We start from the raw sequence: 25,715 nt of genomic DNA, 5'->3' as shown, positions 1-25,715 counted from the left end.
ACCACCATGTTTCGATCCACACGCAAACCGCAGTCCGGGCTTGGCACTGCCTTGGCAATGGCCGAACTGGTCTACCATTCGATTGTCCGGTCGATCCGACGCGAGCATAACAACGCCTTCATCGCGATCGGGATGAACATCCTTCAGATGGTGATTTTTGTTCTCGCCTTTTACGTGATGTTCACCGTACTCGGCCTCAAAGGGGCCTCGATCCGCGGTGATTTCCTGCTTTATCTGATGACGGGGATCTTCCTTTACATGACGCACATCAAGGCAATGGGTGCGGTGGCCATGTCCGAAGGCCCGGCAAGTCCGATGATGCAACATGCCCCGATGAACACGATCATCTCGATCTGCTCGGCCGCGTTCGGGGCGCTCTATATTCAGGTGCTGTCGCTGTTCCTGATCCTGTTTATCTACCACGTGGCCTTTGTGCCCGTGCAGGTCAACCAACCGTTCGGGGCCTTCGGAATGCTGCTGCTCGCGTGGTTCACTGGGGTTGCGGTGGGGCTGGTTCTGTTGGCGATCAAGCCGTGGTTTCCGACGTTCGTACGGATCTTTACCCAGATTTATCAGCGGGCGAACATGATCGCGTCGGGCAAAATGTTTGTGGCGAACACGTTGCCCAGCTTCATGTTGGCGATGTTTGATTGGAACCCTTTGTTTCACGCAATTGACCAATGCCGGGGCTTTGCTTTTATCAACTACAACCCACGCTATTCGTCTTGGGAATACGCGTTCTGGGTCGGTGTGGTGCTGGTCATGATTGGGCTGATGGGCGAATTTTACACCCGCCGCAGTGCCTCTGTCAGCTGGGAGGCGCGGCGCTGATATCGTACTTTGCCCCCTCGCAATAAGTTTGCTTGAACGCAAACAAGGCCCATTTTCTAAAAGCAACAGACCTGATAGAAACCCTTCCAACAGGATCGGACGCATGTCCGCCCACAACAACAATAAGCAGGCGCATGTTCGATCATCATTCCGAGGCTGCCACTGACACGCGCGCTGCGCAGAAGTGGATCAAAGTCCTTTCTCAATATCGCGAACCCAGTGCGCTGCGCAGTTGGTTCGAGCTTGGGATCACTATCGGCCCCTTCGTTGTTCTGTGGGTTCTGGCGTGGGCATCGCTATCGGTCAGCTATTGGCTGACATTTGCAATCGCCGTGCTGAACGGAGCGTTCCTGCTGCGCCTGTTCATCATCCAACACGATTGTGGGCATGGCGCATTCTTCAAAAGCCGGAACCTCAGCGATTGGCTGGGGCGCGTGATCGGCGTTCTGACCCTGACACCTTATGATGTCTGGCGGCGGTCCCACTCCATGCACCACAGCGCGTCGGGCAATCTGGGGCGGCGCGGCATGGGTGATGTCCACACGCTGACGGTCACCGAATACTACGCGCTGTCTGCTATCAATCGGCTGCTCTACCGCCTCTACCGCAACCCTGTGGTGCTGTTTGGTCTAGGGCCCAGCTATCTGTTCCTGATGCAGAACCGACTGCCCTTGGGTTTTACCGAGTATGTCAAATACTGGGTCAGTGCCATGGCGACCAATGCCGGGATTATCCTTGGCCTTGCCGTCATCCTGTATTTTGGCGGCTGGATGCCCATCGTTTTGATTTTCCTGCCCAGCACAATTCTGGCGGCGACGGCGGGCGTTTGGCTGTTCTACGTCCAGCATCAGTTCGAAACGACCCATTGGGAGAAAGAGCCCGAGTGGCAGATGCACCACGCCGCGCTGCACGGATCATCCCACTATGTGCTGCCCAAAGTGCTGCAATGGGCCACCGGCAACATTGGCATTCACCATGTGCACCACCTTTATAGCCGCCTGCCGTTTTACCGACTGCCACAAGTGCTGCGTGATCATGCCGATCTGGCGAATATCAACCGCATGACAATCCGAGACAGCCTTGAAACAGCCCGCCTGCATCTCTGGGATGAAAAGACCAAGCGGCTGCTATCCTTTGCGCAGGCCCGCCTGCACTACGGCTAAGTCACCACACGACATGTCAGGTTAAGGCGGCCCGATTTCGGCAGCAGCGTCGATGATCCAAAGCGGATGCGATCCACGCCGTGATAGGTCAGGCGCGCCGCGCCCCCCATGACAACCACATCGCCGCTTTCCAGCCACAGCGACTCTGTCTTGCCGCCGCGCGTCGTGTTCCCAATGCGAAACAGGCCCGCATCCGCCAGACTGATCGACAGCACGGGCCAGTCAAAGCTGGCCTCGTCCTTGTCTTGATGCATCCCCATCCGTGCACCTTCGCCGCAATAGTTGATCAGACAGCAATCCGGATCACGGTCCAACCCGGTCAGATCGCGCCAGATCGTCAAGACTTGCGCGGGAATCGCAGGCCAGGCTGCCCCACCGGGATGGCGGTCGACATACCGATATCCACCCCGGTCCGCGTACCACCCCAAAGCCCCGGCCGAGGTCATACACACCGACATCGGTTTCCCATAAGGAGTTTCGAGAGAAAACATCGGCGCGACCGCTGCGACATCCCGGACCGCCGACACTAAATGTGCCTGTGCGGACGCATCCAGATACTGCTTGTAGATCTCAAACCCGCGAATAACCGCTCTCATCGCCCAAACCCCGCGTATCGCGCAAATTTTGGTGTTTTGCATCCCGTTCCAACGGTTGCAGCGCCAAATGACCCTCCTTATATACGCCTCAGCGCGCAAGAACCCTTGCGCAATCTCAAGCGTGGCGTCGATGCCGAAACGGGTCGCCGCCTCGTGTCATCGCCTTGAACTGATATGAGGGATCGAAAACATGGCCAAAGTCATTGGTATTGACCTAGGAACTACAAACAGCTGCATCGCGATCATGGACGGCAGCCAGCCTCGCGTGATCGAAAACGCCGAAGGCGCGCGGACAACCCCGTCGATTGTCGCCTTCACCGAAAACGAGCGGCTCGTTGGCCAGCCTGCCAAGCGGCAAGCGGTCACAAACCCCGACAACACAATCTTTGGTGTGAAGCGCCTCGTGGGCCGCCGCAATGACGACGCGGATCTCGCCAAGGACAAGAAAAACCTGCCTTTCAGCGTGATTGATGGCGGCAATGGCGACGCATGGGTCGAAGCCCGTGGCGAGAAATATTCGCCCAGCCAAATCTCCGCCTTCATTCTGGGCAAGATGAAAGAAACCGCCGAGAGCTACCTTGGCGAAGACGTGACCCAAGCCGTCATCACCGTCCCCGCCTATTTCAACGACGCACAACGTCAGGCAACCAAGGACGCGGGCAAGATTGCTGGTCTCGAAGTGCTGCGGATCATCAACGAACCCACAGCCGCCGCTCTGGCCTATGGCCTCGACAAGGAAAATTCGCAAACCATCGCGGTCTATGACCTTGGCGGCGGTACGTTCGATGTGACCATCCTCGAAATCGACGACGGCCTGTTCGAAGTGAAATCGACCAACGGGGACACGTTCCTTGGCGGTGAAGACTTTGACATGCGCATCGTGAACTACCTCGCCGAGCAGTTCAAAAAAGAACATGCCGTCGATCTGACCGCGGACAAAATGGCGCTGCAACGCCTCAAGGAAGCGGCCGAGAAGGCCAAGATCGAACTGTCCTCGTCCAGCCAAACCGAAATCAACCAGCCCTTCATCTCGATGGGCTCGAACGGCCAGCCACTGCACATGGTCATGAAACTGACCCGTGCCAAGCTGGAGTCTTTGGTGGGTGACCTGATCAAAGCCTCGATGAAGCCCTGCGCTGCCGCGTTGAAAGACGCCGGTCTATCGGCCTCCGATATCGACGAAGTCGTGTTGGTCGGTGGTATGACGCGCATGCCGCGCGTGGTTGAGGAAGTGACCAAGTTCTTCGGCAAAGAGCCGCACAAGGGTGTGAACCCGGACGAAGTTGTTGCGATGGGTGCCGCCATTCAGGCCGGTGTTCTGCAAGGCGACGTCAAGGACGTGGTTCTGCTCGACGTGACACCGTTGTCGCTTGGGATCGAAACGCTCGGTGGGGTGTTCACACGCCTGATCGACCGGAACACCACGATCCCGACCAAGAAGTCACAGATTTTCTCGACCGCCGAAGACAACCAGAACGCGGTGACCATCCGGGTCTTCCAGGGTGAGCGTGAGATGGCGTCCGACAACAAGATCCTCGGGGCCTTCAATCTGGAAAACATCCCGCCTGCCCCCCGTGGCATGCCGCAGATCGAAGTGACGTTCGACATCGACGCCAACGGCATCGTGTCGGTCGGCGCCAAGGACAAAGGCACAGGCAAGGAACAGCAGATCACGATCCAGGCCTCGGGCGGTCTGTCGGATGCGGACATCGACCAGATGGTCAAGGACGCCGAAGACAACGCCGAAGCGGACAAGGAACGTCGCGAGTTGATCGAAGCCAAGAACCAGGCCGAAAGCCTCATCCACTCGACCGAAAAGTCGATGGAAGAGCATTCGGATAAGGTCGATCCAACCACGATCGAAGCGATCGAACTGGCCATTGCCGCGCTCAAGGACGATCTGGAAACCGACAACGCCGACAAGATCAAATCCGGCATCCAGAACGTTACCGAAGCGGCCATGAAACTGGGCGAGGCGATCTACAAAGCTGCGCAGGAAGATGGCGAAGACGAGCCAGCCGCCGCCGACCAGCCTCGCGGTGATGACGATGATATCGTCGATGCTGAGTTCGAAAATCTGGACGACGACAAGCGCGCGTAAGTTGCGCGCCTCAGGAACCAATCACGAGGCCGGCCCGCTCAGGCCGGCCTCAGACGTTCCAACAAAGGACATGATCCATGGCAAAACGTGACTATTACGAGGTGCTTGGCGTCTCTAAGGGCGCGAGCGCGGACGAGATCAAAAAGGGCTATCGCACCAAAGCCAAAGAGTTGCACCCGGACCGCAACATCGACAATCCCAACGCTGAAAGCCAGTTCAAGGAAGCCAACGAGGCTTACGAAGTCCTAAAGGACGCCGACAAGAAGGCAGCCTATGACCGCTTTGGCCACGCCGCGTTCGAGGGTGGCATGGGTGGCGGTGGCGGACGCCCCGGTGGCGGCTTTGGCGGCGGTCACCCCGATATGGGATCAGCGTTTTCCGACATTTTTGACGACCTGTTCGGCGATTTCGCGGGCGGCCAACGTGGCGGTGGCGGACGTCGCGCAGCGCGTGGATCCGACCTGCGCTACAACCTGCGCATCTCACTCGAAGACGCGTTTGCGGGCATGCAGAAAACCATCAACGTCCCCACCTCGGTCAGTTGCGATACCTGCAACGGCTCGGGTGCCGAGGGCGGATCCGAACCGACCACCTGTCCGACCTGTTCCGGCATGGGCAAGGTGCGCGCGCAACAAGGCTTCTTTACGGTCGAGCGCACCTGTCCGACCTGTTCGGGCATCGGCCAAATCATCAAAAATCCGTGCAAGGTCTGTTCGGGCGCAGGTCGCGTAGAAAAAGACCGCGCACTGTCTGTCAATATCCCCGCAGGTGTCGAAACCGGCACCCGCATCCGTCTCGCCGGCGAAGGCGAAGCCGGCATGCGCGGCGGACCAACGGGCGACCTCTATATCTTCATAGAGGTCAGCGATCACAAACTGTTCGAACGAGACGGCACCAACCTGTTTTGCCGCGTCCCCGTTTCGATGGGCACCGCAGCCCTTGGCGGGTCAATCGAAGTGCCGACCATCGACGGTGGTCGTGGTCGGGTACAAATCCCCGCCGGATCGCAATCGGGTCGCCAGATGCGTCTCCGCTCAAAGGGGATGCCGGCCCTGCGTGGCGGCGGACCGGGCGACATGTTCATCGAACTTGCGGTCGAAACCCCGGTGAACCTGACGGCGCGGCAAAAGGAATTGCTGCGGGAATTCGCCGATCTGTCTGAAGAAAATAACCCGGAATCCTCCAGCTTCTTTTCCTCGGTCAAGTCGTTCTGGGATTCGATGAAGGGCTAAATACTTGCACAGGGTGGGCCTTATCGCTCACCCTGCAGCTATGCGCCTGACCTTTGACACCACCACATTGCGCCGTCTGCACCCAGATGATCTGCGCGCGTTCCAAGCCTACCGGACCGATCCAGAGGTATCGAAATTCCAGAGTTGGGATGCGATGGATGATGCGCGGGCGCGTGGTTTTTTGCACGCGATGCAGACGATGACGCCATTGATCCAACCCGGGCATTGGACACAAGTCGCGGTGGCCGACACGACAACGGATTCCCTGTTGGGTGACATGGGGTGGCATCTGTCGACCGACAGTACCGAAGCTGAACTTGGCATCTCCCTTGCCCGTGAAACGCAAGGGAGGGGTCACGCGACCCGCGCCACAACCCTTGCCATCGCGCACATGTTTGCCGAAACCCCGATTGATCGCATCAAGATATGGGCTGATGTCCGCAACACCGCATCGCGTGCGCTGGCTGAACGGCTTGGATTTGAGTTTACTGGATTCGAAGTCACGGACGGTGTGGAAGAGGCAGCGTTTGTCATGCAGCGTTCCGACGCCTCCGCGCTGATTTTAACCCTTCCCTAACCACCCTTCGCCATGCTCGCCGCATGACACAATTTGCCGAACAACCGTTGCCCTTCGACTTAGACGAGGCGACCCCCGTTTCGATACCCACGGGCCGCACGCCGTCCTACATGGCGGACCATCGCAAGCGGTTGCGCGCCCGGTTTATGGACGGTGGCGCGAACGCGATGCCGGATTACGAGTTGCTTGAACTTGTGTTGTTTCGTGCCATTCCGCGCCAAGATGTCAAACCGCTCGCCCATCGCCTGATCGCTGAATTTGGGGATTTCAACAGGATCCTGTCCGCCCCGGTTGAACGGCTGCGCGCATTCAAGGGGGTTGGGGATGCTGTGATCGTCGAACTCAAGATTGTCGAGGCAGCGGCGCAGCGGCTCGCGCGTGCCAAAATATTGAACCAACACGTTATTTCAAGCTGGGATGCGCTGGTCGACTACTGTCACACCACCATGGCACATCGCGAAACCGAACAGTTTCGGGTTCTGTTTCTCGACCGCAAGAACGTGCTGATCGCGGATGAGGAACAAGCCAAAGGCACTGTCGATCATGTGCCTGTCTACCCGCGCGAAGTGGCAAAACGGGCGCTGGAATTGAACGCGTCTGCCATGATCCTCGTACACAACCACCCCTCAGGTGACCCCACACCCAGCCAATCCGACATCGACATGACGTCACAAATCCAAAGCGCGTGTGACGCCCTTGGGCTCACATTGCATGACCATCTGATTGTCGGAAAATCACGTGAACTCAGCTTCAAGTCAGCAGGCTATCTTTAGCGCACCCAAACCTCGACCCGGCGGTTGGCCTGACGACCCCACGCACTGTCATCACAGGCCATGGGCAAGGCCTCGCCGAACGCATCCACGTTCATCTGGACCCGATCAAGGTTCACCGTCTCAGCCGCCTGCATGATGGCCCGTTTCGTTGCTTCGGCGCGGCGCAGCGCGATGTCGCGATTGGCAGCGGCCGGGCCATCCCCGTCACTGAACCCCACCAGCAGCATTTCACGGGCGTCATACTTGCCTTGTTCGAGGGCGCGGGCCAACTGCTGCACGTTCGAGCGTGATTGCGCGTCCAGCCGCACCGATCCCGCTTCGAACCGAAAGGAAGTGGTCAGGCGCGACATGCCATATAGCGTGAGGGTCATGCGCTGCAATTCCTCCAGCGAGACTTCGGGACCAGCCGACGCCACCGCATTTGCAAAGCGATAACCCTGATCGTTGATCGACACCTCTTCGGGGGCCTGATCCACGAAACCAGCACGGCGAATCACGATCTGGGCAGAGGCCCCGCGCGTATAGGCCAGCAGTTCACGGGCCACCTTTGGCAGACGGCGGGCCGGTATATAAAGAAACATCGGTGCCGTCAGCGGATAATCCTCCGTCTTGATCGTGCCCCGCTCCGCCCGCAAGGAATAGCCGCATGCGCCCGTCAAAGTGAGCGTGCGGCTGTCCCCGGTTTCTGCGTAACTCGCAATCCCCAAGGCAAACGGATCATCCAGAACCGCCGTCACGACATCGCCTGGGCGATCATGGCGCACGATGCCTTCGGCAAAGTCCAACCGCACGGGCCCCATCACCTGATCCTCGATGGATTGGCCCAGGCCCGCGCGCGCGTTCGGCAGGTGCAGGATGATATCCGCATCTGCACCGCCCAGTGCGGCCCAGTTGGTGATCTGCCCAGCGAACACCTGCGCCAGTGCTTGGGGAGAGATTTGCTTGACCGGGTTTGACGGGGCCACAATCGGCACCATCGCATCAAGGGCCAGCACACGACTGCGATTGGCGTCGGTCATGTCGCCCATGCCTGCATCACGGGCACGCTGGCGTTCCTCGGGGCGGATTTCCCGCAACGCCATCACGATGTCAGCATCATTGGCAAGCAGGTCGGCAAACCCTTCGTCGGTCGTTGACACGTGGAAAAAGAACAACGCCACGGGCTTATCCGTCGCCATATCGCGAAGCTCATAGACGAAATTAGAGGAATCAACCGTTTCGCGGGTCGCCACGTAGTCGTTGCGCAGTGCGAACCCTTCGATCAGCGCAGGCAAAAGCACTGACCCCATTGTCGCAGAGCCGGAAATACTGATCTCCGCCACGAAATCCTGCAGGTTGGGGCACGCAGGCCCTTCGCACAGCACGCCTGACCCATCCACGGTTAACTCACCATAGATCGTTTCGACCCGGTAAAATTCGCCGTCGAAGCCCAAAAGCGTGCCGCTGATTTCAACCTCACCATCAGGCGAGGTCAGCGTCACATCCTGCGCGGCCAATGCAGTGCCCAAAAGTGAAAGTGCGGCGAAAATCGCCGCACGTGCCCAAGCCATAAAGTGCCCTTTGTCGCAACGGTCAGTTGCTGGCGACTTTCAGGTCTGAGACAAGATTGTTCAACACCAGAAAACTACCAACTGCGTCACAATCAGGCACCGCCAGCGTCAGCACTTGAGTTTTCATCTGTCCGCCTTGCATCATCTCGAGCGATTGCGCTTCGATTTCGATGCCGCAGTTATTCTCGGTCACTTCGGCTTCGACACTCAGGTCAATGGTGCCGTCTCGCGCGGTCATGCCGCTGGCGAAGGTGTAGATTTCCGCCATCAGCGGTTCGGGTGTCAACGTATCACCCATCTGCATGATGAAGCCGTTGTCGCCCGTGGTCAGACCGACAACATTTTGCTCGGCACCGGACCATACATGTCCGGCCTGCCCATAATCTGCGCCAAACTCGCGGGCGTGCAGTTCAAATCCGATTTCACCACGCCATTGCAAGGCAACACGGTCATATGCGCCGATGTCTGTGACAGATGTCTGCGCAACCGCGCCATCGCCATTCGAGAACGCCAGGATAAAGACAGCCTGCTCGGCCAAGGCCGGAACAGTGACGGCCAGATCGCCCGCCTCATCGGTGGTTTCGGTAAACATCATGCCATTGTGGTGCACGGTCAGCCGTTCATTCGGCGCGCAAGGGGCCGCCAGAGACAGGTTCACCATCGCCCCTGCAATCGGCTCTGCCGATGCGGTGATCTCGCACGACTCGCTAGGCGGCACTGCCTCCGGTTCGGTCACGACATCCGTGTTTGCGGGCGCTGAGACTCGTTCAACGACAGCTTCGCCGTTAGGTACAGACACGGCGGCGGTATCAGTCGCCGATGTCAGTTCGATTTCCTGCACCTGCATCAGCACATCTGCGCTGACGTTGTCACCAAGGCTTTCCGCTTTTGGAGCGACTTCGGGCACCGGGACCGGACGGCTTTGCGCGCCATAAAGGTCCTTTGCGGTGTCGCTGCTTTGCATGACGAAACCGATGCCGACGGCGATGGCCAACGTGCCAACTGCCGTGACGATTTCCTTCATATGCTGCATTGTCCCATGTCCCTTCCCCGGATTTGATCAGAGGCAGGTATCGCAACTCAACTAGGCCGTGTTATGACCGAGGTAGGGAGTCTTTAGGGCAGGAATGGGGCAGGCGGCTTAGGCGAGCCGCCCGTGACAATGCTTGAATTTCTTGCCCGATCCGCACGGACACGCCTCGTTTCGACCGGGATTGCCCCATGTTGTCGGGTCCCCTTCGTCAAAACCGCTTGCAACAGCTTCGGCCGTCGGGGCAGGCAGCGTGCTTTCTTCGGCCGCGTCCTCGACCTCTTGCTGGTGCTCTGCGATTTCGGCCAGCATCTCCTGGCGTTCCTCTTCGGTGAGAGGGCGAATCTGCGACAGCTTTTGAGTCACTTCGGTGCGCAAGCTGTCCAGCATCGTTTCAAAGAGCTGGAACGCCTCGTTCTTGTATTCGTTCAGCGGATCACGTTGTGCGTAGCCCCGGAACCCAACGACCGAACGCAGGTGTTCCAGCGTCAGCAGGTGCTCGCGCCACTTTCCGTCGATGGCCTGCAACAGCAACTGTTTTTCGATGCTGCGCATGTTCTCGGCGCCGAAGGATTCGGTCTTTTGCGCCATCAGCGCGTCGCTGGCTTCGATCAGGCGCTCACGCACCTGTTCGTCATCCACGCCTTCTTCGTCGCCCCAGGCCACGACCGGTGCGTCAACGCCCAGATGTTCGATGACTGCTGCGTGCAGCCCCTGAGTGTCCCACTGATCCGCATAGCTGCCTTGGGGCATATACTGGTCGATCAGATCGTCAACGACCTCATCGCGCATGTCCGACGTGATCTCTTGCAGGTCTTCCGCTTCCATGATCTCGCGGCGCTGGCTGAACACGACCTTACGCTGGTCGTTCATAACATCGTCGAATTTCAAAAGCTGCTTGCGGATGTCAAAGTTACGCCCTTCGACCTTGGCCTGCGCCCGCTCGAGCGATTTGTTCACCCACGGGTGAATGATCGCCTCGCCCTCTTCAAGGCCGAGCGTGGTCAGCACCTTATCAAGCCGGTCCGACCCAAAGATGCGCATCAGGTCATCTTCCAGAGACAAATAGAATGACGTGCGCCCCGGATCACCCTGACGGCCTGATCGGCCCCGCAACTGGTTGTCGATGCGGCGGCTTTCGTGACGTTCTGACGCCATCACATAGAGGCCACCCGCAGCCAGCACGCGCTGCTTTTCGTCATCGTGTTCGGCTTCGATCTTGGCACGGACCGCTTCGGGGTCGGCCTCGGGATCAGCGGTGATCGCCTCGAGCACCTTTAGCTCGACGTTGCCGCCAAGTTGGATGTCGGTGCCGCGCCCGGCCATGTTGGTCGCAATCGTAACGGCCCCAAACTTGCCTGCATCGGCGATGATCTGCGCTTCTTGCTCGTGCTGGCGCGCGTTCAGGACGTTGTGCTTGATGCCCTCGGCCTCAAGCAACCGTGCAAACATTTCGGACTTGTCGATCGACGTGGTGCCAACCAGCACAGGCTGGCCATTGCCGTGGGCGACCTTGATCTCTTCGATCATGGCTTTGTATTTTTCCTGCGCCGTCCGATAGACCTTGTCGTCTTCGTCCACGCGGGCGATGGGCTTGTTGGTGGGCACTTCGACCACGCCAAGACCATAGATTTCGGCGAATTCCTCGGCTTCGGTGGCCGCCGTTCCGGTCATGCCGGCCAGCTTGTTGTAAAGACGGAAGTAGTTCTGGAACGTCACCGACGCCAGCGTCTGGTTCTCGGGCTGGATCTGAACACCTTCCTTGGCCTCAATCGCCTGATGCAAACCATCCGACAGGCGACGACCCGCCATCATGCGACCGGTAAATTCATCGATCAGCACAACCTGACCGTCGCGCACGATATAATCCTTGTCCTTGGTGAACATCTTGTGCGCACGCAAACCCTGGTTCACGTGGTGCACAATCGACGTGCTTTCCGGATCGTACAGCGACGCCTCGGGCTCGATCAGTCCGCGCTCGTGCAACTGTTCCTCAAGGAACTCGTTGCCTTCGTCGGTGAAGGTCACGTTCTTCTGCTTTTCATCGAGCAGATAGTGCTCGTCGGTGATCAGGGGGATGATCGCATCGATGGTCACGTACATCTCGGACCGGTCCGCCAGCGGGCCGGAGATCACCAGCGGCGTGCGCGCCTCGTCGATCAGGATGCTGTCGACCTCGTCCACGATGGCGTAGTTATGTTCGCGCTGAAGCATGTCGCCGATGGACTGTTTCATGTTGTCGCGCAGATAATCGAACCCAAGCTCATTGTTGGTGGCATAGGTCACGTCACAGGCATAGGCCGCCCGCTTGGCTTCGGTTTCCATGTCCGAGATCACGACTCCGGTGGTCAGGCCAAGCGCCCCGAACACCTTGCCCATCCACTCACCATCGCGCTGAACGAGGTAGTCGTTGACGGTGACCACGTGCACGCCCTTTCCGGTCAGCGCATTGAGGTAGCAGGCGAACGTGGCGGTGAGGGTCTTGCCCTCACCTGTTTTCTGTTCGGCGATATTGCCTTGGTGCAGGAAGATCGCGCCGAGCAACTGGGTGTCATAGGCGCGCAGGCCCAGGGCGCGCTTGGCGGCCTCGCGACAGTTTGCAAAGGCTTCGGGCAGCAGATCATCCAGGCTCTCGCCGCCCATGGCGCGTTTGGCCAGCTCTTCGGTCTTGTCCTTCAGGCCCTCGTCGCTCAGCGCCTCGAATTCAGGCTCAAGCGCGTTGATCTGATCGACCAGTGGGCGGGTCGCCTTGACCTTGCGATCATTGGGTGTGCCAAACACCTTCTTAGCGAGCGTTCCAAAACCGAGCATGCGTTCTCCAGGCGATCAATTCATGTTGTGCAGCAACTGCTTGCCGGGCGCGTGCCAAGCCCATAGATACGGTGGGCAACAAACCGGCCCGGGCCGCGTCCATAGGGCGATGTAAGGGTCACGCCAAACCGTGTCAATGCGCGCGCCCGTCGTGTGCCCAGTCCAAGGACCGAACGACCATGAAACCCTTCTTTTCTTTGCCCGCCTTTGGCCTTTTGGCCGCAATGGCACTGCCTGCCGCCGCCGAAGATGCTGACACAGTTGTCGCCACAGTGAACGGCACAGATATCACCGTCGGCCACATGATCATCGCACGCGCCACTCTGCCGCCCCGCTTCCAGGAACTGCCCGATGACGTTTTGTTCACCGGCATCCTTGACCAGTTGGTGCAGCAAACGCTTTTGGCCCAATCCTATGAGGGTGAGTTGCCCAACCGTGTGACCCTGTCGCTTGAAAACGAAACCCGGTCTTTGACGGCGGGGGAAGAACTGGAAAAACTGTTCGAGGGCGCGCTGACAGACGAAGCTGTCCAAGCCGCCTATGACGCGCGCTTTGCGGATGAAACGCCGGGCGAGGAATACAACGCCTCTCACATCCTGCTCGAAACCGAGGAAGAGGCGATTGCCGTCAAAGCCGAGATCGACGGTGGTGCGGACTTTGCCGAAACCGCCAAGGAAAAGTCGACCGGCCCGTCCGGCCCCAATGGGGGTGAACTGGGATGGTTCGGCACCGGCGCAATGGTCCCCAGCTTTGAGGCGGCGGTGATCGCGCTTGAACCGGGCGAAGTGTCCGATCCGGTGCAAACCCAATTCGGGTGGCATGTCATCGTCCTGAACGAAACCCGCGTGCCCGAGCAACCCACTCTGGAAGACGTGCGCGGCGAGATCGAAGGCGAAATCCGCGAGGCGACCATCAACGCCTATGTCGAAGAGCTGACCGAAGCCGCCGAAATCGATCAAAGCGGGGCAGAGGGGGTTGATCCCGCACTGCTCAAAGATCTGACATTGTTGGACTGATCCGTGGGCAAGAGATCGCCATTGGCCCCGGCCGGTTTACCGGATCTGCCCGTAATTTCGGGCGTCCGGTTTGCGACCGTGGCCGCAGGGGTACGTTATAGCGGACGGACAGATGTGATGCTGGCCGTCTGCGCGCCCGGCACGACGATTGCAGGCGTGTTTACACGGTCAGCAACGCGTGCGGCCCCGGTCCTTGATTGTCAGGCCAAGCTGGGCAAACCCCTGGCGGATGGTGCCGCGATCCTTGTCAATTCGGGCAACGCCAACGCTTTTACCGGGCGCAACGGGCAAGAGGCCGTTGATAAGATCGTGAATGCCACGGCCTCTATCACAGGCGTGCCTGCGGCAGCTGTCTTTACCGCGTCGACCGGGGTGATTGGCGAACCGCTTCCTTTTGATCGCATCACCGAAAAATTGTCAGAGCTGAGCGCGCATCTGTCCCCATCGGGCATGGCCGACGCCGCCGCAGCGATCATGACGACTGACACATATGCTAAAGCCGCGACGGCAACCTGCACCATGGGCGGTAAAACGGTTCAGATCGCCGGTATTGCCAAGGGCAGCGGGATGATCGCGCCGGATATGGCGACCATGCTTGTCTATATCTTCACAGATGCGCAGGTGGATCAGGACGCTTTGCAAGCCATGACGACCCGCGCGACGGACACGACATTCAATTGCATCACCGTCGACAGCGATACATCGACCTCCGACAGCCTTTTGGTTGCCGCGACTGGAACAAGTGGCGCGGATGCGTCCTCGGACGTGGGGTTTGAGAAGTGCTTGCGCGACGTGATGCTCGACCTTGCCCATCAGGTCGTGCGGGACGGTGAAGGGGCCACCAAGTTTGTCGAAATCGAAGTGACCGGCGCGCTCAGTGATGCGGATGCCAAGACGCACGGGCTTTCGATTGCCAACTCCCCGCTCGTCAAGACCGCCATCGCGGGTGAGGATCCGAATTGGGGCCGCGTGGTCATGGCCATCGGTAAATCCGGTGCAGCGGCAGACCGTGATACGCTGTCGATCTGGTTTGGGGATGTGCATGTTGCCGAAAACGGGTGGGTCAGCCCAAACTACAGCGAAGCGGAGGCCGCCAAGCATATGAAATCTGACCACATCCGCATTCGCGTCGATTGCGGAATGGGCGATGGGCGTGCGACCGTCTGGACCTGCGATCTGACGCACGGATACATCGACATCAACGCGGATTACCGGTCGTGAACGTCGTCCTTGTTTCGGCGGTTGCGTTGGTTGATGTCGATGGGCGGGTGTTGCTCGCCCAACGCCCCGAGGGGAAATCCATGGCCGGGCTGTGGGAATTTCCCGGCGGCAAGGTCGAAGCGGGCGAAACACCAGAAGTCGCCTTGATCCGTGAACTGCAAGAAGAGTTGGGGATCGACACGTGGGAATCCTGCCTGGCACCGCTCACCTTTGCGAGCCATAGCTACGACAACTTTCACCTGCTGATGCCGTTGTTTGCCTGCCGCAAATGGGAGGGCACGCCGCAATCGCGCGAAGGGCAGACCCTGAAATGGGTGAAACCCAATGACTTGCGATCCTACCCCATGCCAGCCGCTGATATCCCGCTGATCCCCGTATTGCGTGATTGGCTGTAGCGCGAGGACGGAATATCTGTCGCCTTGGTTAATAAACCGCCTGAAAATTCGACATTGTTGATGACTTGGCAATCAATTTGGGTAACCTATAAGCACCACTTTCTCTTGGGGAGGAAAGTCATGCTCAGAACGGTTGCTGTCGGCAGTTCTATTTTGGTTCAGGGGATTTTCGTCAAAACCCTGCCTGATGGTCGTATGACCGTGCAGGTAGATGGGGAGACGTATTCTGGCCGGCCGGTATCACGGAACGCCTGACACAAGACGACATGCACAGATAAGAAAAGGGGACGGCGCTCACCGTCCCTTTTTATTTCGTCATACCCGGCACCTTAGGCAAGGGTACGTGTCACTTCTTCGCGCTCAAAGATTTCGATCACATCCTTGGGTCGGATGTCGTCGTAGTTCTCGAACGCCATGCCGCATTCCTGGCCTGACTGCACTTCGGCCACTTCATCCTTGAAGCGCTTGAGCGTTTTCAACGTGCCTTCGTGGATCACCACGTTGTCGCGCAGCAAACGTACGCCCGCAGACCGGCGCGCGGTGCCTTCGGTGACCAGACAGCCGGCGACCTTGCCGACGTTGGACACTTTGAAGACCTCTTTGATCTCGGCATAGCCGATAAAGGTCTCGCGGATTTCAGCGCTGAGCAGGCCAGAGGCCGCCGCTTTGACGTCATCCACGAGGTCATATATCACCGAATAGTACCGGATCTCCACGCCCTTCTGGTTGGCGGTGTTACGCGCAGACGTGTTGGCGCGGACGTTAAAGCCCATGATGGGCGCGCCTGACGCTTCGGCCAGACCCACATCCGTCTCGGTGATCGCGCCAACGCCCGAGTGCAGCACGCGCACGCGCACTTCGTCGTTGCCGATTTTCTCCATCGCCTGAACAATCGCCTCGGCCGAGCCCTGTACGTCCGCTTTGACCAGAATGGGCAACTCGCTGACATTCTCGTCCGCCTTGGCATTCGCCATAAGCTGTTCGAGGGTTGTGGCCGCACCGGCTGCCGCACGTTTGTCCTTGGCCGCCTTTTCGCGATACTCGGCAATCTCGCGTGCTTGCGCTTCGGTTTCGGTCACGTTCAGCACATCGCCCGCTTCGGGTGTGCCGTTCAGGCCCAGAACCTCGACCGGTACGGATGGCCCGGCCTCTTTCACGCGATCGCCCTTGTCGTTGATGAGCGCACGGACCTTACCGTACTGCTCGCCCACAACAAAGATATCGCCTTGGCGCAGCGTCCCGGTTTGCACCAGAACAGTCGCCACGGGGCCGCGACCAACGTCAAGCTGCGCCTCGATCACGGCACCTTGGGCGGCGCGGTCGGGGTTGGCTTTCAACTCGAGCAGTTCGGACTGCAATGCAATCGCCTCAAGCAATTCATCCAGGCCTTGGCCCGTGATGGCCGACACTTCGACGTCCTGCACTTCACCGGACATCTTTTCGACGATGACCTCGTGTTGCAGCAAATCGGTCCGCACCTTGTCAGGATCAGCCGCAGGTTTGTCGATCTTGTTGATCGCCACGATCATGGGCACTTCGGCCGCCTTGGCGTGGTTGATCGCCTCGATGGTCTGCGGCATCACCGCATCGTCTGCGGCAACAACAAGCACGACGATATCCGTTACCTGCGCACCGCGTGAGCGCATTGAGGTAAAGGCCGCGTGGCCGGGTGTGTCGAGGAAGCTGAGCATCGCGCCGCTCTCGGTTTTGACCTGATAGGCCCCGATATGCTGCGTGATCCCGCCAGCTTCGCCAGCCACAACCTTAGCATCGCGGATCGCATCCAGCAGAGATGTCTTACCGTGGTCAACGTGACCCATGATGGTGATGACGGGTGGACGATCCTGCAGATCGTCTTCGTCGTCGATGATCTCTTTGATCACGTCCTCGACGTCAGCGTCGGACACACGTTGGATCTTGTGGCCAAACTCTTCGATGATCAACTCGGCGGTGTCGGCATCGATGGTTTCGTTCTGAGTGACCATCATGTCCATCTGCATCAGCGACTTCACGACGTCGCCGACACGTTCCGACATGCGGTTGGCCAGCTCGGACACCACAATCGCCTCAGGCAGATTGACGGTGCGCACGACCTTTTCACGTTCGACCGACCCACCCATCGCTTTTTGACGGGCGCGTTCCTGCTTGCGCTTCATCGCAGCCATGGACCGCTGGCGGCCACCTTCACCACCTGTCAGCGCCTGATTCAGTGTCAGCTTGCCCGAGCGGCGGTTGTCGTCGCCTTTGCCACGGGTGTTGCGCTGGTCGCGCTCGCGCTCGTTCTTGCGCGGGGTCGCAGCAGGCGATTGCGTCTGGCGCGGGGCCGCCTTGGCAGGGGATTCAGGCGCAGGGGCCGCAGCCGCCTGAGCGGCCGCTTCGGCTTCGGCAGCCTTGCGGGCATCTTCCTCGGCTTTGGCCTTCAGACTTTCCTCGCGCTCTTTCTCTTCGCGCTCCTTGGCCTCGGTCTCGGCCCGGCGGCGCTCGCGTTCCTCTTCACGGGCCTTCTCGTCAGCGGCACGCTGCGCGGCCTCTTCGACCTCTCGCGATTTCGCCGCCTGAAGCGCCTTCATCCGGCGGTCCATCTCGGCATCGGTGATGCCCGCAGGACGACGGCTTGGATCGCCGACGGACGGTCCACTCGCCGCCGCAGGTTTTGCCGCGCCGGGTTTGGGCACCACGACCCGCTTGCGTTTCGTTTCGACGACGACATTCTTGGTCCGACCGTGGCTGAAACTCTGTTTCACATTCCCCGGACGTGCGCCGCTGCGCAGACCCAATGTCTTCTTTCCGTCAGTATCGCTCAAAGCTCGTCAATCCTTCCCAGAGGCCGATGCCTCTGTATTTTCACGCACACCGCGTAAACGGTTGGCTTCCTCTACAACACGTTGCGTGAGTCCACCAGAGGCCAGCGCCCCATGTATCACAGTTTGGCGACCGAACGCCAAACCCAACTCATCGGATGTCAGCCATCCGATGTACGATCCGAAATGCGGCGTGCTCAACTTGGTCTTGCCACGACCCGAGCCATCCACCGCTTGTATCAACACCTGCGCTTCTTCCATCTGAAGCCAGGCTTTGACCTTTTCATACCCTGCGACCGCTCGCCCAGATTTACGCGACAGCGCGATCAGGTCCACGACCCGGCGGGCCAGTTGTCGTTCCACCTCGGCAACGAGGTTTTCGGGCACCTGCACGGGTTGCTTGGCCCCCCGTGCAAACAGTTTCTTGGCAACCGCCTTGTCCAGCGCGGCCCGATCCGCGGCAACATAAATGCCACGACCCGGTAACTTTCCCGCAATATCGGGCACGATTTGCGCCTCTGGCCCAACAACAAAACGGATCAGCCCATATTTCGGCTGTACCTCGCCCGTGGCAATGCACTTGCGCTCAGGTCCATCCGACCGATCCTTGGAGGCACCACCGCGACCCATGTTCAAGCCCCGAGGCCTGAGATCAGGCCTCGGCCTCCTCGGTTGTTTCGCCGTCTTCTTCTGCTTCTTCAGCCTCGAGATCGGCGGGATCCACCCAACCGAGCATGATACGCGCCGTCATCACCAGTTGCTGTGCCTCTTCCAGTGACACATCGAAGGGTTCCAGAACGCCGTCGTCCTTGTGGCGCTCGCCGTCGACAGTGGTCCAACCACCGGCCAGTTCCCAGTCGGCACATGTCGCAAAATCTTCGAGGGTTTTGACGTCGTCTTTGGCCAATGCCTCAATCATTTGGGGTGTGAGGCCGTCGAAATCAATAAGGCTGTCCTCGGCACCCAAGGCACGCGCGCTTTCAAGGGCCGCTTTGGCCGCCGCCTCAAGCACGTCGCGGGCACGAGCCTGCAATTCCTGCGCGGTGCCCTCGTCAACACCGTCGATGACAAGAAGCTCGTCCAACTCGACATAGGCGACCTCTTCGAGGTTCGTGAAACCTTCAGACACCAGCAACTGGGCAAAGAACTCATCAAGGTCGAGGTTGTCCATGAACAGCTTGGTGCGTTCCTCGAACTCGGCCTGACGGCGGGCCGATTCGTCGGCTTCGGTCATGATGTCGATATCGAGGCCGGTCAGTTGGCTGGCCAGACGCACGTTCTGACCACGACGACCGATCGCAAGGCTCAACTGTTCCTCAGGCACGACAACTTCGATCTTGCCCGCTTCTTCGTCCAGAACAACTTTGGACACTTCGGCAGGTTGCAGCGCGTTCACAAGGAATGTGGGCTGATCATCGTTCCATGGGATGATGTCGATCTTTTCACCCTGCAATTCGTTCACGACGGCCTGCACACGGCTGCCGCGCATACCGACGCACGCGCCGACAGGGTCAATGGAACCGTCATAGGAAATCACGGCGATCTTGGCGCGCGAACCGGGGTCACGGGCGACCGCCTTGATCTCGATGATGCCGTCATAGATTTCGGGCACTTCCATCTTGAACAGCTCGGCCATGAATTCAGGCGCGGTGCGGCTCAGGAAAATCTGGGGGCCACGCTGTTCGCGGCGCACATCCTTGATGTAGCAGCGGATGCGGTCATTGGGGCGGTAGGATTCGCGACCGATCTTTTCGTTGCGGCGAAGGATCGCTTCGCCCGCGCCCACATCGACGATGACGTTGCCGTATTCCTCACGCTTGACCAGCGCATTGATGATGGTGCCTGCGCGGTCTTTGAACTCTTCGAACTGGCGATCGCGCTCAGCTTCGCGGACCTTTTGCAAGATGACCTGCTTGGCCGATTGTGCCGCGATCCGGCCCATTTCGACAGGAGGCACTTCCTCGATCAACTGTTGGCCGACTTCGGGGTTTTCCATGTACTGTTTGGCCTGCTCAACCGTGAACTCGGCCTGATAGTTTTCAAGCAATTCATCTTCGACCACAGTACGCACGCGAGTGAACGTCGCGCGACCCGTTTTGCGGTCGATGGAAACGCGAATGTCCATCTCCGCGCCGTAGCGGGACTTGGCTGCGCGGGCGAGCGATTCCTCCATCGCCTCGATGACCAGCGCAGGGTCGATCATCTTTTCGCGCGCCACAGCCTCGGCGGTTTGCAACAGCTCAAGCTGGTTTGCAGATGTAATGGCCATCAGGTGTTCTCCTCGGACTCGTCGGTCTGTATTTCGTCGAAATCGGTTTCTTTCAGCACGCCAGCCGCTTTGCGTTGGCGCAGCATTTCCTTGATCAGCTCGTCCGTTAGGACCAGTTTGGCATCGCTCAGCCAATGGAACTTGAGGCCAATTGTGCCTTCGGCGACGTTGATCAGCACCTCGTCGCCGTCGATCCCGGCCAGCACACCCTTGAAACGGCGGCGTCCATCGATCAGCTCATCGGTTTCCAGTTTCGCCTCGTAGCCCTCGAACGTGTCAAAATCCTTGAGGCGGGTCAAAGGCCGGTCAATGCCCGGACTCGACACCTCAAGCGTATAGGCATCCAAAATCGGGTCCTCGACATCCAGCGTGGCGCTGACGGCGGTCGAAATCGCGGCACAATCATCCACCTCAATCCCGCCCTCGGGTTTGTCAGCCATGATCTGAAGCGTCGATTCGTCCTTGCCACTCATCAACCGCACGCGCACCAGCTCATAGCCGAGATCCTCAATCACCGGGGTGATGATCTCGGCCAGACGGCGGTCCATGGCGGCTTTGGCAATCAGATCGTTGTTCATGAGTCTTTCAGGCACAAAAAAACGGGCGCGCGGCCCGTTGGTGTTTCCCGGTGGAGCATCAGGTGTGGACCCCGACGCGCCGCTGTTGAGGGGGATATACGCAAGGGCGGGCGAGTCTGCAAGGGGCGTCAGGCCATCCACCACCGTTCTGCCATGCGTAGGTTGTCCAATGGCCAAGTGGTGCCGACCGCCAGTGGAATGCCGAGTGACCGACTTGCGATATGTGTTGTCGCGTCGCCGCCGGGCAAGGTCACGTAATCCTTGGGGTCCGCATAGGCATCAAGTGCGACGATATCCGCCACATCAACTAACCCATCGCGCAGCGCCTCGGCGCGGATGCCGTCTGCACCAAGGCGTACGAACTCGACAGTGTCGAACCAACCCGCATCCTGTTTCCAGTGTTGCGCCGTTCGGCTGCCTATGAAGTGACGCCCGGCGTCCAGCTTCTGCACCTCATACAGGCCGGTTCCCGTATCGCTGCGCACCTCAAATCCGGGTTGCGCTAGCAGATAAGGAAGGTTTGGATTAGGTGCATCCAATGTGATCGCGATCCGGTGGGTGCCAAGAACCTCGACCTTCATGGGGAGGGTCACGGCACTGGCGTCAAAGGTGGTGCCATCATGAAAGCTCACCCCTTCACGCAGAGCGAACTCCCATCTCAGCGCCGAAGCATCCGACATCCACTCGGTCGCCAACTCACCGCGCAATGTACCGTCCGCTGCAATCTCGGTCAGATTGTCAAAGACCGTCGCCGCCACCGCCCGGTCAAACAGATCGTCGGACAAGGCCGCACGCAGCCGCCCACCCCGTTGCGGAGTCGCAGACGCCCCCGTGGCCGCCAGCAAAGCGGCGGCGGCACCAGTGGCAAAAAGTGCGCGGCGGTCAAAACGGGTCATTTGCCTGCTATCCTGTCCATGGTCCTAACCAGTTCAGCCGAAATCCCCGGCTCGGACAAGGCGTGACCTGCGCTGCGCACCATTTTGAGATCGCCCAGCGGCCAGGCCTGGGCCAGCGCATAGGCGCTGTCGGGCGGGCAGATCATGTCATAGCGCCCCTGCACGATGGTGCCCGGGATGTGTTTAATGCGGCCAATCTGCGCGAGGATCTGTCCATCAAATTCGAGGAAGCCCGCATTGGTGAAATAGTGATTCTCGAGTCGGGCAAAGGCGCGGGCGTAGTCTCCCGGCGCTTCCCCTCCGGACCCCGTCGAATGGATCGAGGCGAGCGCGTTTTCCCATGCCGACCACGCGCGCGCAAAACGGGTCTCTTGCGCGATATCGCCAGAAAACAGCCGCCGGTGATAGGCACCGATCAAATCGTCACGTTCATCCTCGGGGACAAGGGCGACAAAGCGGGCCCAGACCTCGGGCCAGAACTTCCCGGCACCGCCACCATAAAACCAATCAAGCTCGGCCTGGGTCATCAGGAACACGCCACGCAACACCAACTGACGCACACGGGACGGGTGCGCCTCGGCATAGATCAGGGACAGTGTCGCCCCCCAACTGCCGCCGAATACGATCCAGGCGTCGATCTCAAGCGTGCGGCGGATCATCTCGATATCATCGACCAGATGCCAGGTGGTGTTGTTCATCACCGACGCATGTGGGCGCGACCGACCACAACCGCGCTGATCAAACAGGATGATACGATAGTATTCCGGGTCGAAATAGCGGCGCATCGACGGGCTGCACCCGCCGCCCGGACCACCATGCAGCACGACAACGGGAACCCCACCGGGATTGCCGCATTGTTCCACATAAACACGATGCCCCTGACCCACGTCCAACATCCGTTGGTCGTAGGGGTCGCTTGGCGGATACAGATATTGCACCGCGCGCTTTTGATCACTGTGTTTGTCCATTACTGACCTACATAGGGCGTAAGACGCACATGAGCATACGGAGATCGAAATGCAAACGCATCAAACCACCGTTGACCCCTCAGAAATCGCCAAATTTGAGGCGATGGCCGCCGAATGGTGGGATCCGAACGGGAAATTCAAGCCGCTTCACATGCTCAATCCCTGTCGGTTGGACTATATCACCAGCCAGATCGCGGCTGAATTTGATCGTGATCTGACGACGGCCAATCCGTTCGCGGGCCTGCGAATCCTCGATATCGGGTGCGGTGGCGGGTTGCTGGCAGAACCCATGGCGCGGCTTGGGGCAGATGTTGTTGGCGCAGACGCGGCAGAGCGTAACATTCCGGTGGCGCAGGTTCATGCCGAACAATCGGGGCTCAAGATCGACTACCGCCACACCACAGCCGAAGACATGGCCTCCGCAGGCGAACAATTCGACGCGGTTATGAACATGGAGGTGGTCGAGCATGTGGCCGATCCCCTCAGCTATCTGACGGCGTGCCACGACCTACTAAAGCCCGGCGGCCTGCACGTGTGTTCGACAATCAACCGCAACCCGAAATCCTACATGATGGCCATTATCGGGGCCGAACACGTCATGCGCTGGCTGCCCAAGGGCACGCATGAATGGTCCAAGTTCATCACCCCGGATGAGTTGTTCGATCTGATGCGCAATGCAGGGCTGAACCCCGTGGATCGCAAAGGATTCGTATTCAATCCACTGACTTGGGCGTGGAAACTGTCAGACACGGATCTGAGCGTGAACTACGTGACCGCAAGCCTGAAACCAGAGGCTACTCCGGCTTAACCGGCCCCATTCGGGTCCGCAATTCGCGCAGGATGGGAAGGGTCGCGCGCACGCGCTCCTCGCCCAGACTGTCGATGACCTCGCCGACCATGGGCGCAATGGCGTTGAGCGCCTGCTCATGCGCCCGGCGACCAGCGGGACTGACCGCGACCATCTTGCGGCGCGCATCGTCCCAGTCCGGGCGGACGTGGATATAGCCTGCCCACTCCAACCGGTTAAGCGTATTCGTCATCGCGCCCCGGGTCACGTTGAACGCCTCGGCCAACTGGGCGGGGCTGCGTTCGCCCTCGTGCCATGTCAGATGGTTCAGTACCGAAAAATGCGAGATTTCCATGCCCTTGGGCAACACCCGGCTCAGCCGGTTGCGCACCATCTGGTCCGCTGCCAGCACCTCGCTAAACAGCGAAATAGCCAATGCATTCTTTTCTGTGCTCATTACCTTCATGGGCCATCGAACAGACGCGCGTTGTCTCGAGAGGGGACACGGCGGCGCGCCTGCGCCACTTTTTCCAAATCCAGATCAAAGATATAAACGCCCGGCGCTGTCCCTGCGTCAAGCACGACGTCACCCCACGGATCGACGGCAAGGCTGTGGCCATATGTGCTGCGTTTCTTGTCGGCGCGCCCTTCATGCGTGCCTGTCTGGGCGGGGGCAAGCACCCACGCACCCGCCTCGATCGCGCGGGCACGCAGCAGGCTGTGCCAATGGGCCGCACCCGTCACGGGCGAAAATGCCGAGGGGTAGGTCAGAACTTGCGCGCCCGCCGTGACCAGCGTGTCCGCCAACCGGGGAAAGCGCATGTCATAGCAGACTGCCAGACCGATGGGGGCAAATGACGTCTCGGCAAGGACCGCACGTGTGCCAGGCCGATAACCCGAGGACTCTGCATAGCTTTCGGTGTTGGAAATAGCGACGTCGAACATGTGGATCTTGTCATAGCGCGCGATGATGGCCCCATCGCGGCCAATCAGAAACGACCGGTTGGCAAAACGGCCATCGGGGTCGTCCGTCTTCAGTGCCAGCGATCCGATCAGCAGGTGAATGGCGCGCTCTGCCGTGACCTCGCGCAGGGCGGCCAAGGTCGGGTCATCATCCTCGTGGCACAAAACCTCGGCCTGATGCGCGCGGCTGGTGCTGAGGCAATTGGTGACCTCGGGCGTTAGGACAAACTCCGCGCCCATGTCGGCGGCCTGCTGCACCATGGCAACGGTCCGGGGCAGATTGGCCATCGGATCGTCACTCACATTCAGTTGCAGCAGCGCCGCCTTCATTCAGGCCGCAAGAAGGCTATCGAGTTTGCCCGCCCGCTCAAGCGCATACAAATCATCACAGCCACCCACATGTGTGTCACCGATAAAGATTTGCGGCACCGTGCGCCCGCCATTGGCGCGCTTGATCATCTCGGCCTTTCGGCCGGGTTGGGCCAGCACGTTCACCTCGGAAAAGGTCACGCCCTTGTCCTTGAGCAACTTCTTTGCGGAATGGCAAAACCCACATAAAGGCGAGGTATAAAGTTCGACAGCTTTCATTGCACAGATCCTTTCGGCGCAATTTCGATTGCCGATTACTTAGGTATCTTTGACTGCTCGTGCCAGTACAGACACGCACACATCACCCGCACCTGCTGCACGACAGGCGGTTGCGCAGGCCGCCAATGTGGCCCCGGTTGTCATTACATCATCAACCAGAATCACCGGGCGACCCACGATCTCGTAGCGACGGCGGCGGTTGATCCGGATCGCGCCATCAAGGATTTCAGCACGCGCATGATGCGACTTGCCATCAAGGGACGGGGTACGCTGCGGACGCTCAAGCAGGTCAGCACACCATTCTGTGCCGGTCAGATCAGCCAGCCGTTTGGCGATCAATGCGGATTGATTATAGCGCCGCTTGGCCAGCCGCATCCAATGCAAGGGCACCGGCGCAATCAGGGTCTGCGGCGTGATCAGCCCCTCAAGCGTTGGGCGCATCCACAGGGCGGCTGGCTGGGCCACCTCCTGCCGGTCACCATGTTTGAGCCGCAAGATCAGTTTGCGCCCCATGCCACTGTAAACCAGCGCAGCCCGCCCGTGCGCCCACGGTTTTGGCCATTTCAAGC

24 protein-coding genes are annotated in these 25,715 nt (G+C 59.4%); 10 read left to right on the top strand and 14 right to left on the bottom strand.

Features of this window, described 5'->3' with window-relative positions; all coding sequences use genetic code 11:
- Positions 1-6: 6 nt before the first annotated feature.
- The gene (locus tag Q0908_RS05250) at positions 7-831 is read left to right on the top strand and encodes an ABC transporter permease (RefSeq protein WP_299281583.1); all 825 of its coding nucleotides are present in this window, start codon (positions 7-9) and stop codon (positions 829-831) included.
- A gap of 134 nt (positions 832-965) precedes the next feature.
- Positions 966-1,994 (top strand): fatty acid desaturase, encoded by a 1,029-nt coding sequence (locus Q0908_RS05245; protein ID WP_299281581.1) that lies wholly within the window; start codon positions 966-968, stop codon positions 1,992-1,994.
- Here the strand turns inward: Q0908_RS05245 and Q0908_RS05240 are convergent.
- Positions 1,991-2,590: an alpha-ketoglutarate-dependent dioxygenase AlkB gene (locus tag Q0908_RS05240; RefSeq protein ID WP_299281580.1), complete on the bottom strand. Its 600-nt coding sequence runs from the start codon at positions 2,588-2,590 to the stop codon at positions 1,991-1,993. The two genes, Q0908_RS05245 and Q0908_RS05240, sit on opposite strands and share 4 nt — an antisense overlap.
- 190 nt (positions 2,591-2,780) lie before the next feature.
- Between Q0908_RS05240 and dnaK the strand changes: the two genes are divergently transcribed.
- From dnaK to radC, 4 genes are all read left to right on the top strand, one after another.
- Positions 2,781-4,691 carry a molecular chaperone DnaK gene (dnaK, locus tag Q0908_RS05235; RefSeq protein WP_299281578.1) on the top strand — a complete coding sequence of 637 codons (1,911 nt, stop codon included), beginning with the start codon at positions 2,781-2,783 and terminating at the stop codon, positions 4,689-4,691.
- Positions 4,692-4,768: 77 nt separating this feature from the next.
- Positions 4,769-5,923 (top strand): molecular chaperone DnaJ, encoded by a 1,155-nt coding sequence (gene dnaJ / locus Q0908_RS05230; RefSeq protein WP_299281577.1) that lies wholly within the window; start codon positions 4,769-4,771, stop codon positions 5,921-5,923.
- A gap of 40 nt (positions 5,924-5,963) precedes the next feature.
- Positions 5,964-6,500, top strand: a complete 537-nt coding sequence (locus tag Q0908_RS05225; protein WP_299281576.1) for a GNAT family N-acetyltransferase — start codon at positions 5,964-5,966, stop codon at positions 6,498-6,500.
- Between the two features lie 23 nt (positions 6,501-6,523).
- A complete protein-coding gene (gene radC / locus Q0908_RS05220) occupies positions 6,524-7,273 on the top strand; it encodes a DNA repair protein RadC (protein WP_299281575.1) in 750 nt (249 codons plus the stop codon).
- Here the strand turns inward: radC and Q0908_RS05215 are convergent.
- The 3 genes from Q0908_RS05215 to secA all read right to left on the bottom strand — a co-directional run bounded on the left by Q0908_RS05215 (position 7,270) and on the right by secA (position 12,664).
- A complete protein-coding gene (locus Q0908_RS05215) occupies positions 7,270-8,823 on the bottom strand; it encodes a phosphate ABC transporter substrate-binding/OmpA family protein (RefSeq protein WP_299281574.1) in 1,554 nt (517 codons plus the stop codon). The two genes, radC and Q0908_RS05215, sit on opposite strands and share 4 nt — an antisense overlap.
- A gap of 22 nt (positions 8,824-8,845) precedes the next feature.
- Entirely contained in the window at positions 8,846-9,856 is a 1,011-nt protein-coding gene (locus Q0908_RS05210) for a hypothetical protein (RefSeq protein WP_299281573.1), read from the bottom strand.
- A gap of 108 nt (positions 9,857-9,964) precedes the next feature.
- Positions 9,965-12,664, bottom strand: coding sequence for a preprotein translocase subunit SecA (secA, locus tag Q0908_RS05205; RefSeq protein ID WP_299281572.1), 2,700 nt, complete (start codon positions 12,662-12,664; stop codon positions 9,965-9,967).
- Positions 12,665-12,843: 179 nt separating this feature from the next.
- On the opposite strand from secA, the gene Q0908_RS05200 reads away from it, so the two are divergent.
- The 3 genes from Q0908_RS05200 to mutT are packed head-to-tail and all read left to right on the top strand — an operon-like array spanning position 12,844 to position 15,296.
- The gene (locus tag Q0908_RS05200) at positions 12,844-13,680 is read left to right on the top strand and encodes a peptidylprolyl isomerase (protein ID WP_299281571.1); all 837 of its coding nucleotides are present in this window, start codon (positions 12,844-12,846) and stop codon (positions 13,678-13,680) included.
- 3 nt (positions 13,681-13,683) lie between these two features.
- Positions 13,684-14,901: a bifunctional glutamate N-acetyltransferase/amino-acid acetyltransferase ArgJ gene (gene argJ / locus Q0908_RS05195; protein WP_299281569.1), complete on the top strand. Its 1,218-nt coding sequence runs from the start codon at positions 13,684-13,686 to the stop codon at positions 14,899-14,901.
- Positions 14,898-15,296 carry an 8-oxo-dGTP diphosphatase MutT gene (gene mutT / locus Q0908_RS05190; protein WP_299281568.1) on the top strand — a complete coding sequence of 133 codons (399 nt, stop codon included), beginning with the start codon at positions 14,898-14,900 and terminating at the stop codon, positions 15,294-15,296. Before argJ ends, mutT begins: the two co-directional genes overlap by 4 nt.
- Before the next feature lie 329 nt (positions 15,297-15,625).
- Here the strand turns inward: mutT and infB are convergent, their stop codons facing one another.
- The 6 genes from infB to pip all read right to left on the bottom strand — a co-directional run bounded on the left by infB (position 15,626) and on the right by pip (position 22,808).
- Positions 15,626-18,100: a translation initiation factor IF-2 gene (infB, locus tag Q0908_RS05185; protein ID WP_299281566.1), complete on the bottom strand. Its 2,475-nt coding sequence runs from the start codon at positions 18,098-18,100 to the stop codon at positions 15,626-15,628.
- A gap of 6 nt (positions 18,101-18,106) precedes the next feature.
- The gene (locus Q0908_RS05180; RefSeq protein WP_299281564.1) at positions 18,107-18,727 is read right to left on the bottom strand and encodes an RNA-binding protein; all 621 of its coding nucleotides are present in this window, start codon (positions 18,725-18,727) and stop codon (positions 18,107-18,109) included.
- Positions 18,728-18,749: 22 nt separating this feature from the next.
- Positions 18,750-20,366: a transcription termination factor NusA gene (gene nusA, locus Q0908_RS05175; protein WP_299281562.1), complete on the bottom strand. Its 1,617-nt coding sequence runs from the start codon at positions 20,364-20,366 to the stop codon at positions 18,750-18,752.
- Complete coding sequence (rimP, locus tag Q0908_RS05170) at positions 20,366-20,944, bottom strand: ribosome maturation factor RimP (protein WP_299281560.1); 579 nt, start codon at positions 20,942-20,944, stop codon at positions 20,366-20,368. Before rimP ends, nusA begins: the two co-directional genes overlap by 1 nt.
- A 128-nt stretch (positions 20,945-21,072) precedes the next feature.
- Positions 21,073-21,840, bottom strand: coding sequence for a peptide ABC transporter substrate-binding protein (locus Q0908_RS05165; protein WP_299281559.1), 768 nt, complete (start codon positions 21,838-21,840; stop codon positions 21,073-21,075).
- Positions 21,837-22,808, bottom strand: a complete 972-nt coding sequence (pip, locus tag Q0908_RS05160) for a prolyl aminopeptidase (protein WP_299281558.1) — start codon at positions 22,806-22,808, stop codon at positions 21,837-21,839. The genes Q0908_RS05165 and pip overlap by 4 nt, the downstream gene beginning before the upstream one ends.
- Positions 22,809-22,857: 49 nt before the next feature.
- On the opposite strand from pip, the gene ubiG reads away from it, so the two are divergent.
- Positions 22,858-23,616 (top strand): bifunctional 2-polyprenyl-6-hydroxyphenol methylase/3-demethylubiquinol 3-O-methyltransferase UbiG, encoded by a 759-nt coding sequence (gene ubiG / locus Q0908_RS05155; protein ID WP_299281557.1) that lies wholly within the window; start codon positions 22,858-22,860, stop codon positions 23,614-23,616.
- On the opposite strand, the gene Q0908_RS05150 is transcribed toward ubiG, so the two are convergent.
- Genes Q0908_RS05150 through Q0908_RS05135 form a run of 4 tightly spaced genes read right to left on the bottom strand, consistent with a single transcriptional unit; the run spans position 23,603 to position 25,713 of the window.
- Positions 23,603-24,052 (bottom strand): MarR family transcriptional regulator, encoded by a 450-nt coding sequence (locus tag Q0908_RS05150; RefSeq protein WP_299281556.1) that lies wholly within the window; start codon positions 24,050-24,052, stop codon positions 23,603-23,605. The two genes, ubiG and Q0908_RS05150, sit on opposite strands and share 14 nt — an antisense overlap.
- Before the next feature lie 5 nt (positions 24,053-24,057).
- On the bottom strand, positions 24,058-24,888 hold the full coding sequence (locus tag Q0908_RS05145; protein ID WP_299281555.1) for a carbon-nitrogen hydrolase family protein: 831 nt from the start codon (positions 24,886-24,888) through the stop codon (positions 24,058-24,060).
- Complete coding sequence (gene grxC, locus Q0908_RS05140; protein ID WP_299281553.1) at positions 24,889-25,146, bottom strand: glutaredoxin 3; 258 nt, start codon at positions 25,144-25,146, stop codon at positions 24,889-24,891.
- 39 nt (positions 25,147-25,185) lie between these two features.
- A complete protein-coding gene (locus Q0908_RS05135) occupies positions 25,186-25,713 on the bottom strand; it encodes a ComF family protein (protein ID WP_366868782.1) in 528 nt (175 codons plus the stop codon).
- Positions 25,714-25,715 lie beyond the last annotated feature (2 nt).

The sequence above is a fragment of the uncultured Tateyamaria sp. genome (genome assembly GCF_947494755.1).
Lineage (GTDB): Bacteria > Pseudomonadota > Alphaproteobacteria > Rhodobacterales > Rhodobacteraceae > Tateyamaria.
Note: the sequence above shows the minus strand (reverse complement) of the source record. Positions and strands in the feature narration are given on the sequence as shown.

What these genes read in the sequence shown, in the direction of transcription:
- Q0908_RS05245 (WP_299281581.1), top strand. Translation starts at nt 966, where the DNA reads ATGTTCGATCATCATTCCGAGGCTGCCACTGACACGCGCGCTGCGCAG.
- Q0908_RS05165 (WP_299281559.1), bottom strand. Translation starts at nt 21,840, where the DNA reads ATGACCCGTTTTGACCGCCGCGCACTTTTTGCCACTGGTGCCGCCGCC.
- Q0908_RS05240 (WP_299281580.1), bottom strand. Translation starts at nt 2,590, where the DNA reads ATGAGAGCGGTTATTCGCGGGTTTGAGATCTACAAGCAGTATCTGGAT.
- Q0908_RS05210 (WP_299281573.1), bottom strand. Translation starts at nt 9,856, where the DNA reads ATGCAGCATATGAAGGAAATCGTCACGGCAGTTGGCACGTTGGCCATC.
- Q0908_RS05200 (WP_299281571.1), top strand. Translation starts at nt 12,844, where the DNA reads ATGAAACCCTTCTTTTCTTTGCCCGCCTTTGGCCTTTTGGCCGCAATG.
- rimP (WP_299281560.1), bottom strand. Translation starts at nt 20,944, where the DNA reads ATGAACAACGATCTGATTGCCAAAGCCGCCATGGACCGCCGTCTGGCC.
- dnaK (WP_299281578.1), top strand. Translation starts at nt 2,781, where the DNA reads ATGGCCAAAGTCATTGGTATTGACCTAGGAACTACAAACAGCTGCATC.
- ubiG (WP_299281557.1), top strand. Translation starts at nt 22,858, where the DNA reads ATGCAAACGCATCAAACCACCGTTGACCCCTCAGAAATCGCCAAATTT.
- radC (WP_299281575.1), top strand. Translation starts at nt 6,524, where the DNA reads ATGACACAATTTGCCGAACAACCGTTGCCCTTCGACTTAGACGAGGCG.
- grxC (WP_299281553.1), bottom strand. Translation starts at nt 25,146, where the DNA reads ATGAAAGCTGTCGAACTTTATACCTCGCCTTTATGTGGGTTTTGCCAT.
- nusA (WP_299281562.1), bottom strand. Translation starts at nt 20,366, where the DNA reads ATGGCCATTACATCTGCAAACCAGCTTGAGCTGTTGCAAACCGCCGAG.
- pip (WP_299281558.1), bottom strand. Translation starts at nt 22,808, where the DNA reads ATGGACAAACACAGTGATCAAAAGCGCGCGGTGCAATATCTGTATCCG.
- Q0908_RS05225 (WP_299281576.1), top strand. Translation starts at nt 5,964, where the DNA reads ATGCGCCTGACCTTTGACACCACCACATTGCGCCGTCTGCACCCAGAT.
- Q0908_RS05180 (WP_299281564.1), bottom strand. Translation starts at nt 18,727, where the DNA reads ATGGGTCGCGGTGGTGCCTCCAAGGATCGGTCGGATGGACCTGAGCGC.
- dnaJ (WP_299281577.1), top strand. Translation starts at nt 4,769, where the DNA reads ATGGCAAAACGTGACTATTACGAGGTGCTTGGCGTCTCTAAGGGCGCG.
- Q0908_RS05150 (WP_299281556.1), bottom strand. Translation starts at nt 24,052, where the DNA reads ATGAGCACAGAAAAGAATGCATTGGCTATTTCGCTGTTTAGCGAGGTG.
- secA (WP_299281572.1), bottom strand. Translation starts at nt 12,664, where the DNA reads ATGCTCGGTTTTGGAACGCTCGCTAAGAAGGTGTTTGGCACACCCAAT.
- Q0908_RS05145 (WP_299281555.1), bottom strand. Translation starts at nt 24,888, where the DNA reads ATGAAGGCGGCGCTGCTGCAACTGAATGTGAGTGACGATCCGATGGCC.
- Q0908_RS05215 (WP_299281574.1), bottom strand. Translation starts at nt 8,823, where the DNA reads ATGGCTTGGGCACGTGCGGCGATTTTCGCCGCACTTTCACTTTTGGGC.
- Q0908_RS05250 (WP_299281583.1), top strand. Translation starts at nt 7, where the DNA reads ATGTTTCGATCCACACGCAAACCGCAGTCCGGGCTTGGCACTGCCTTG.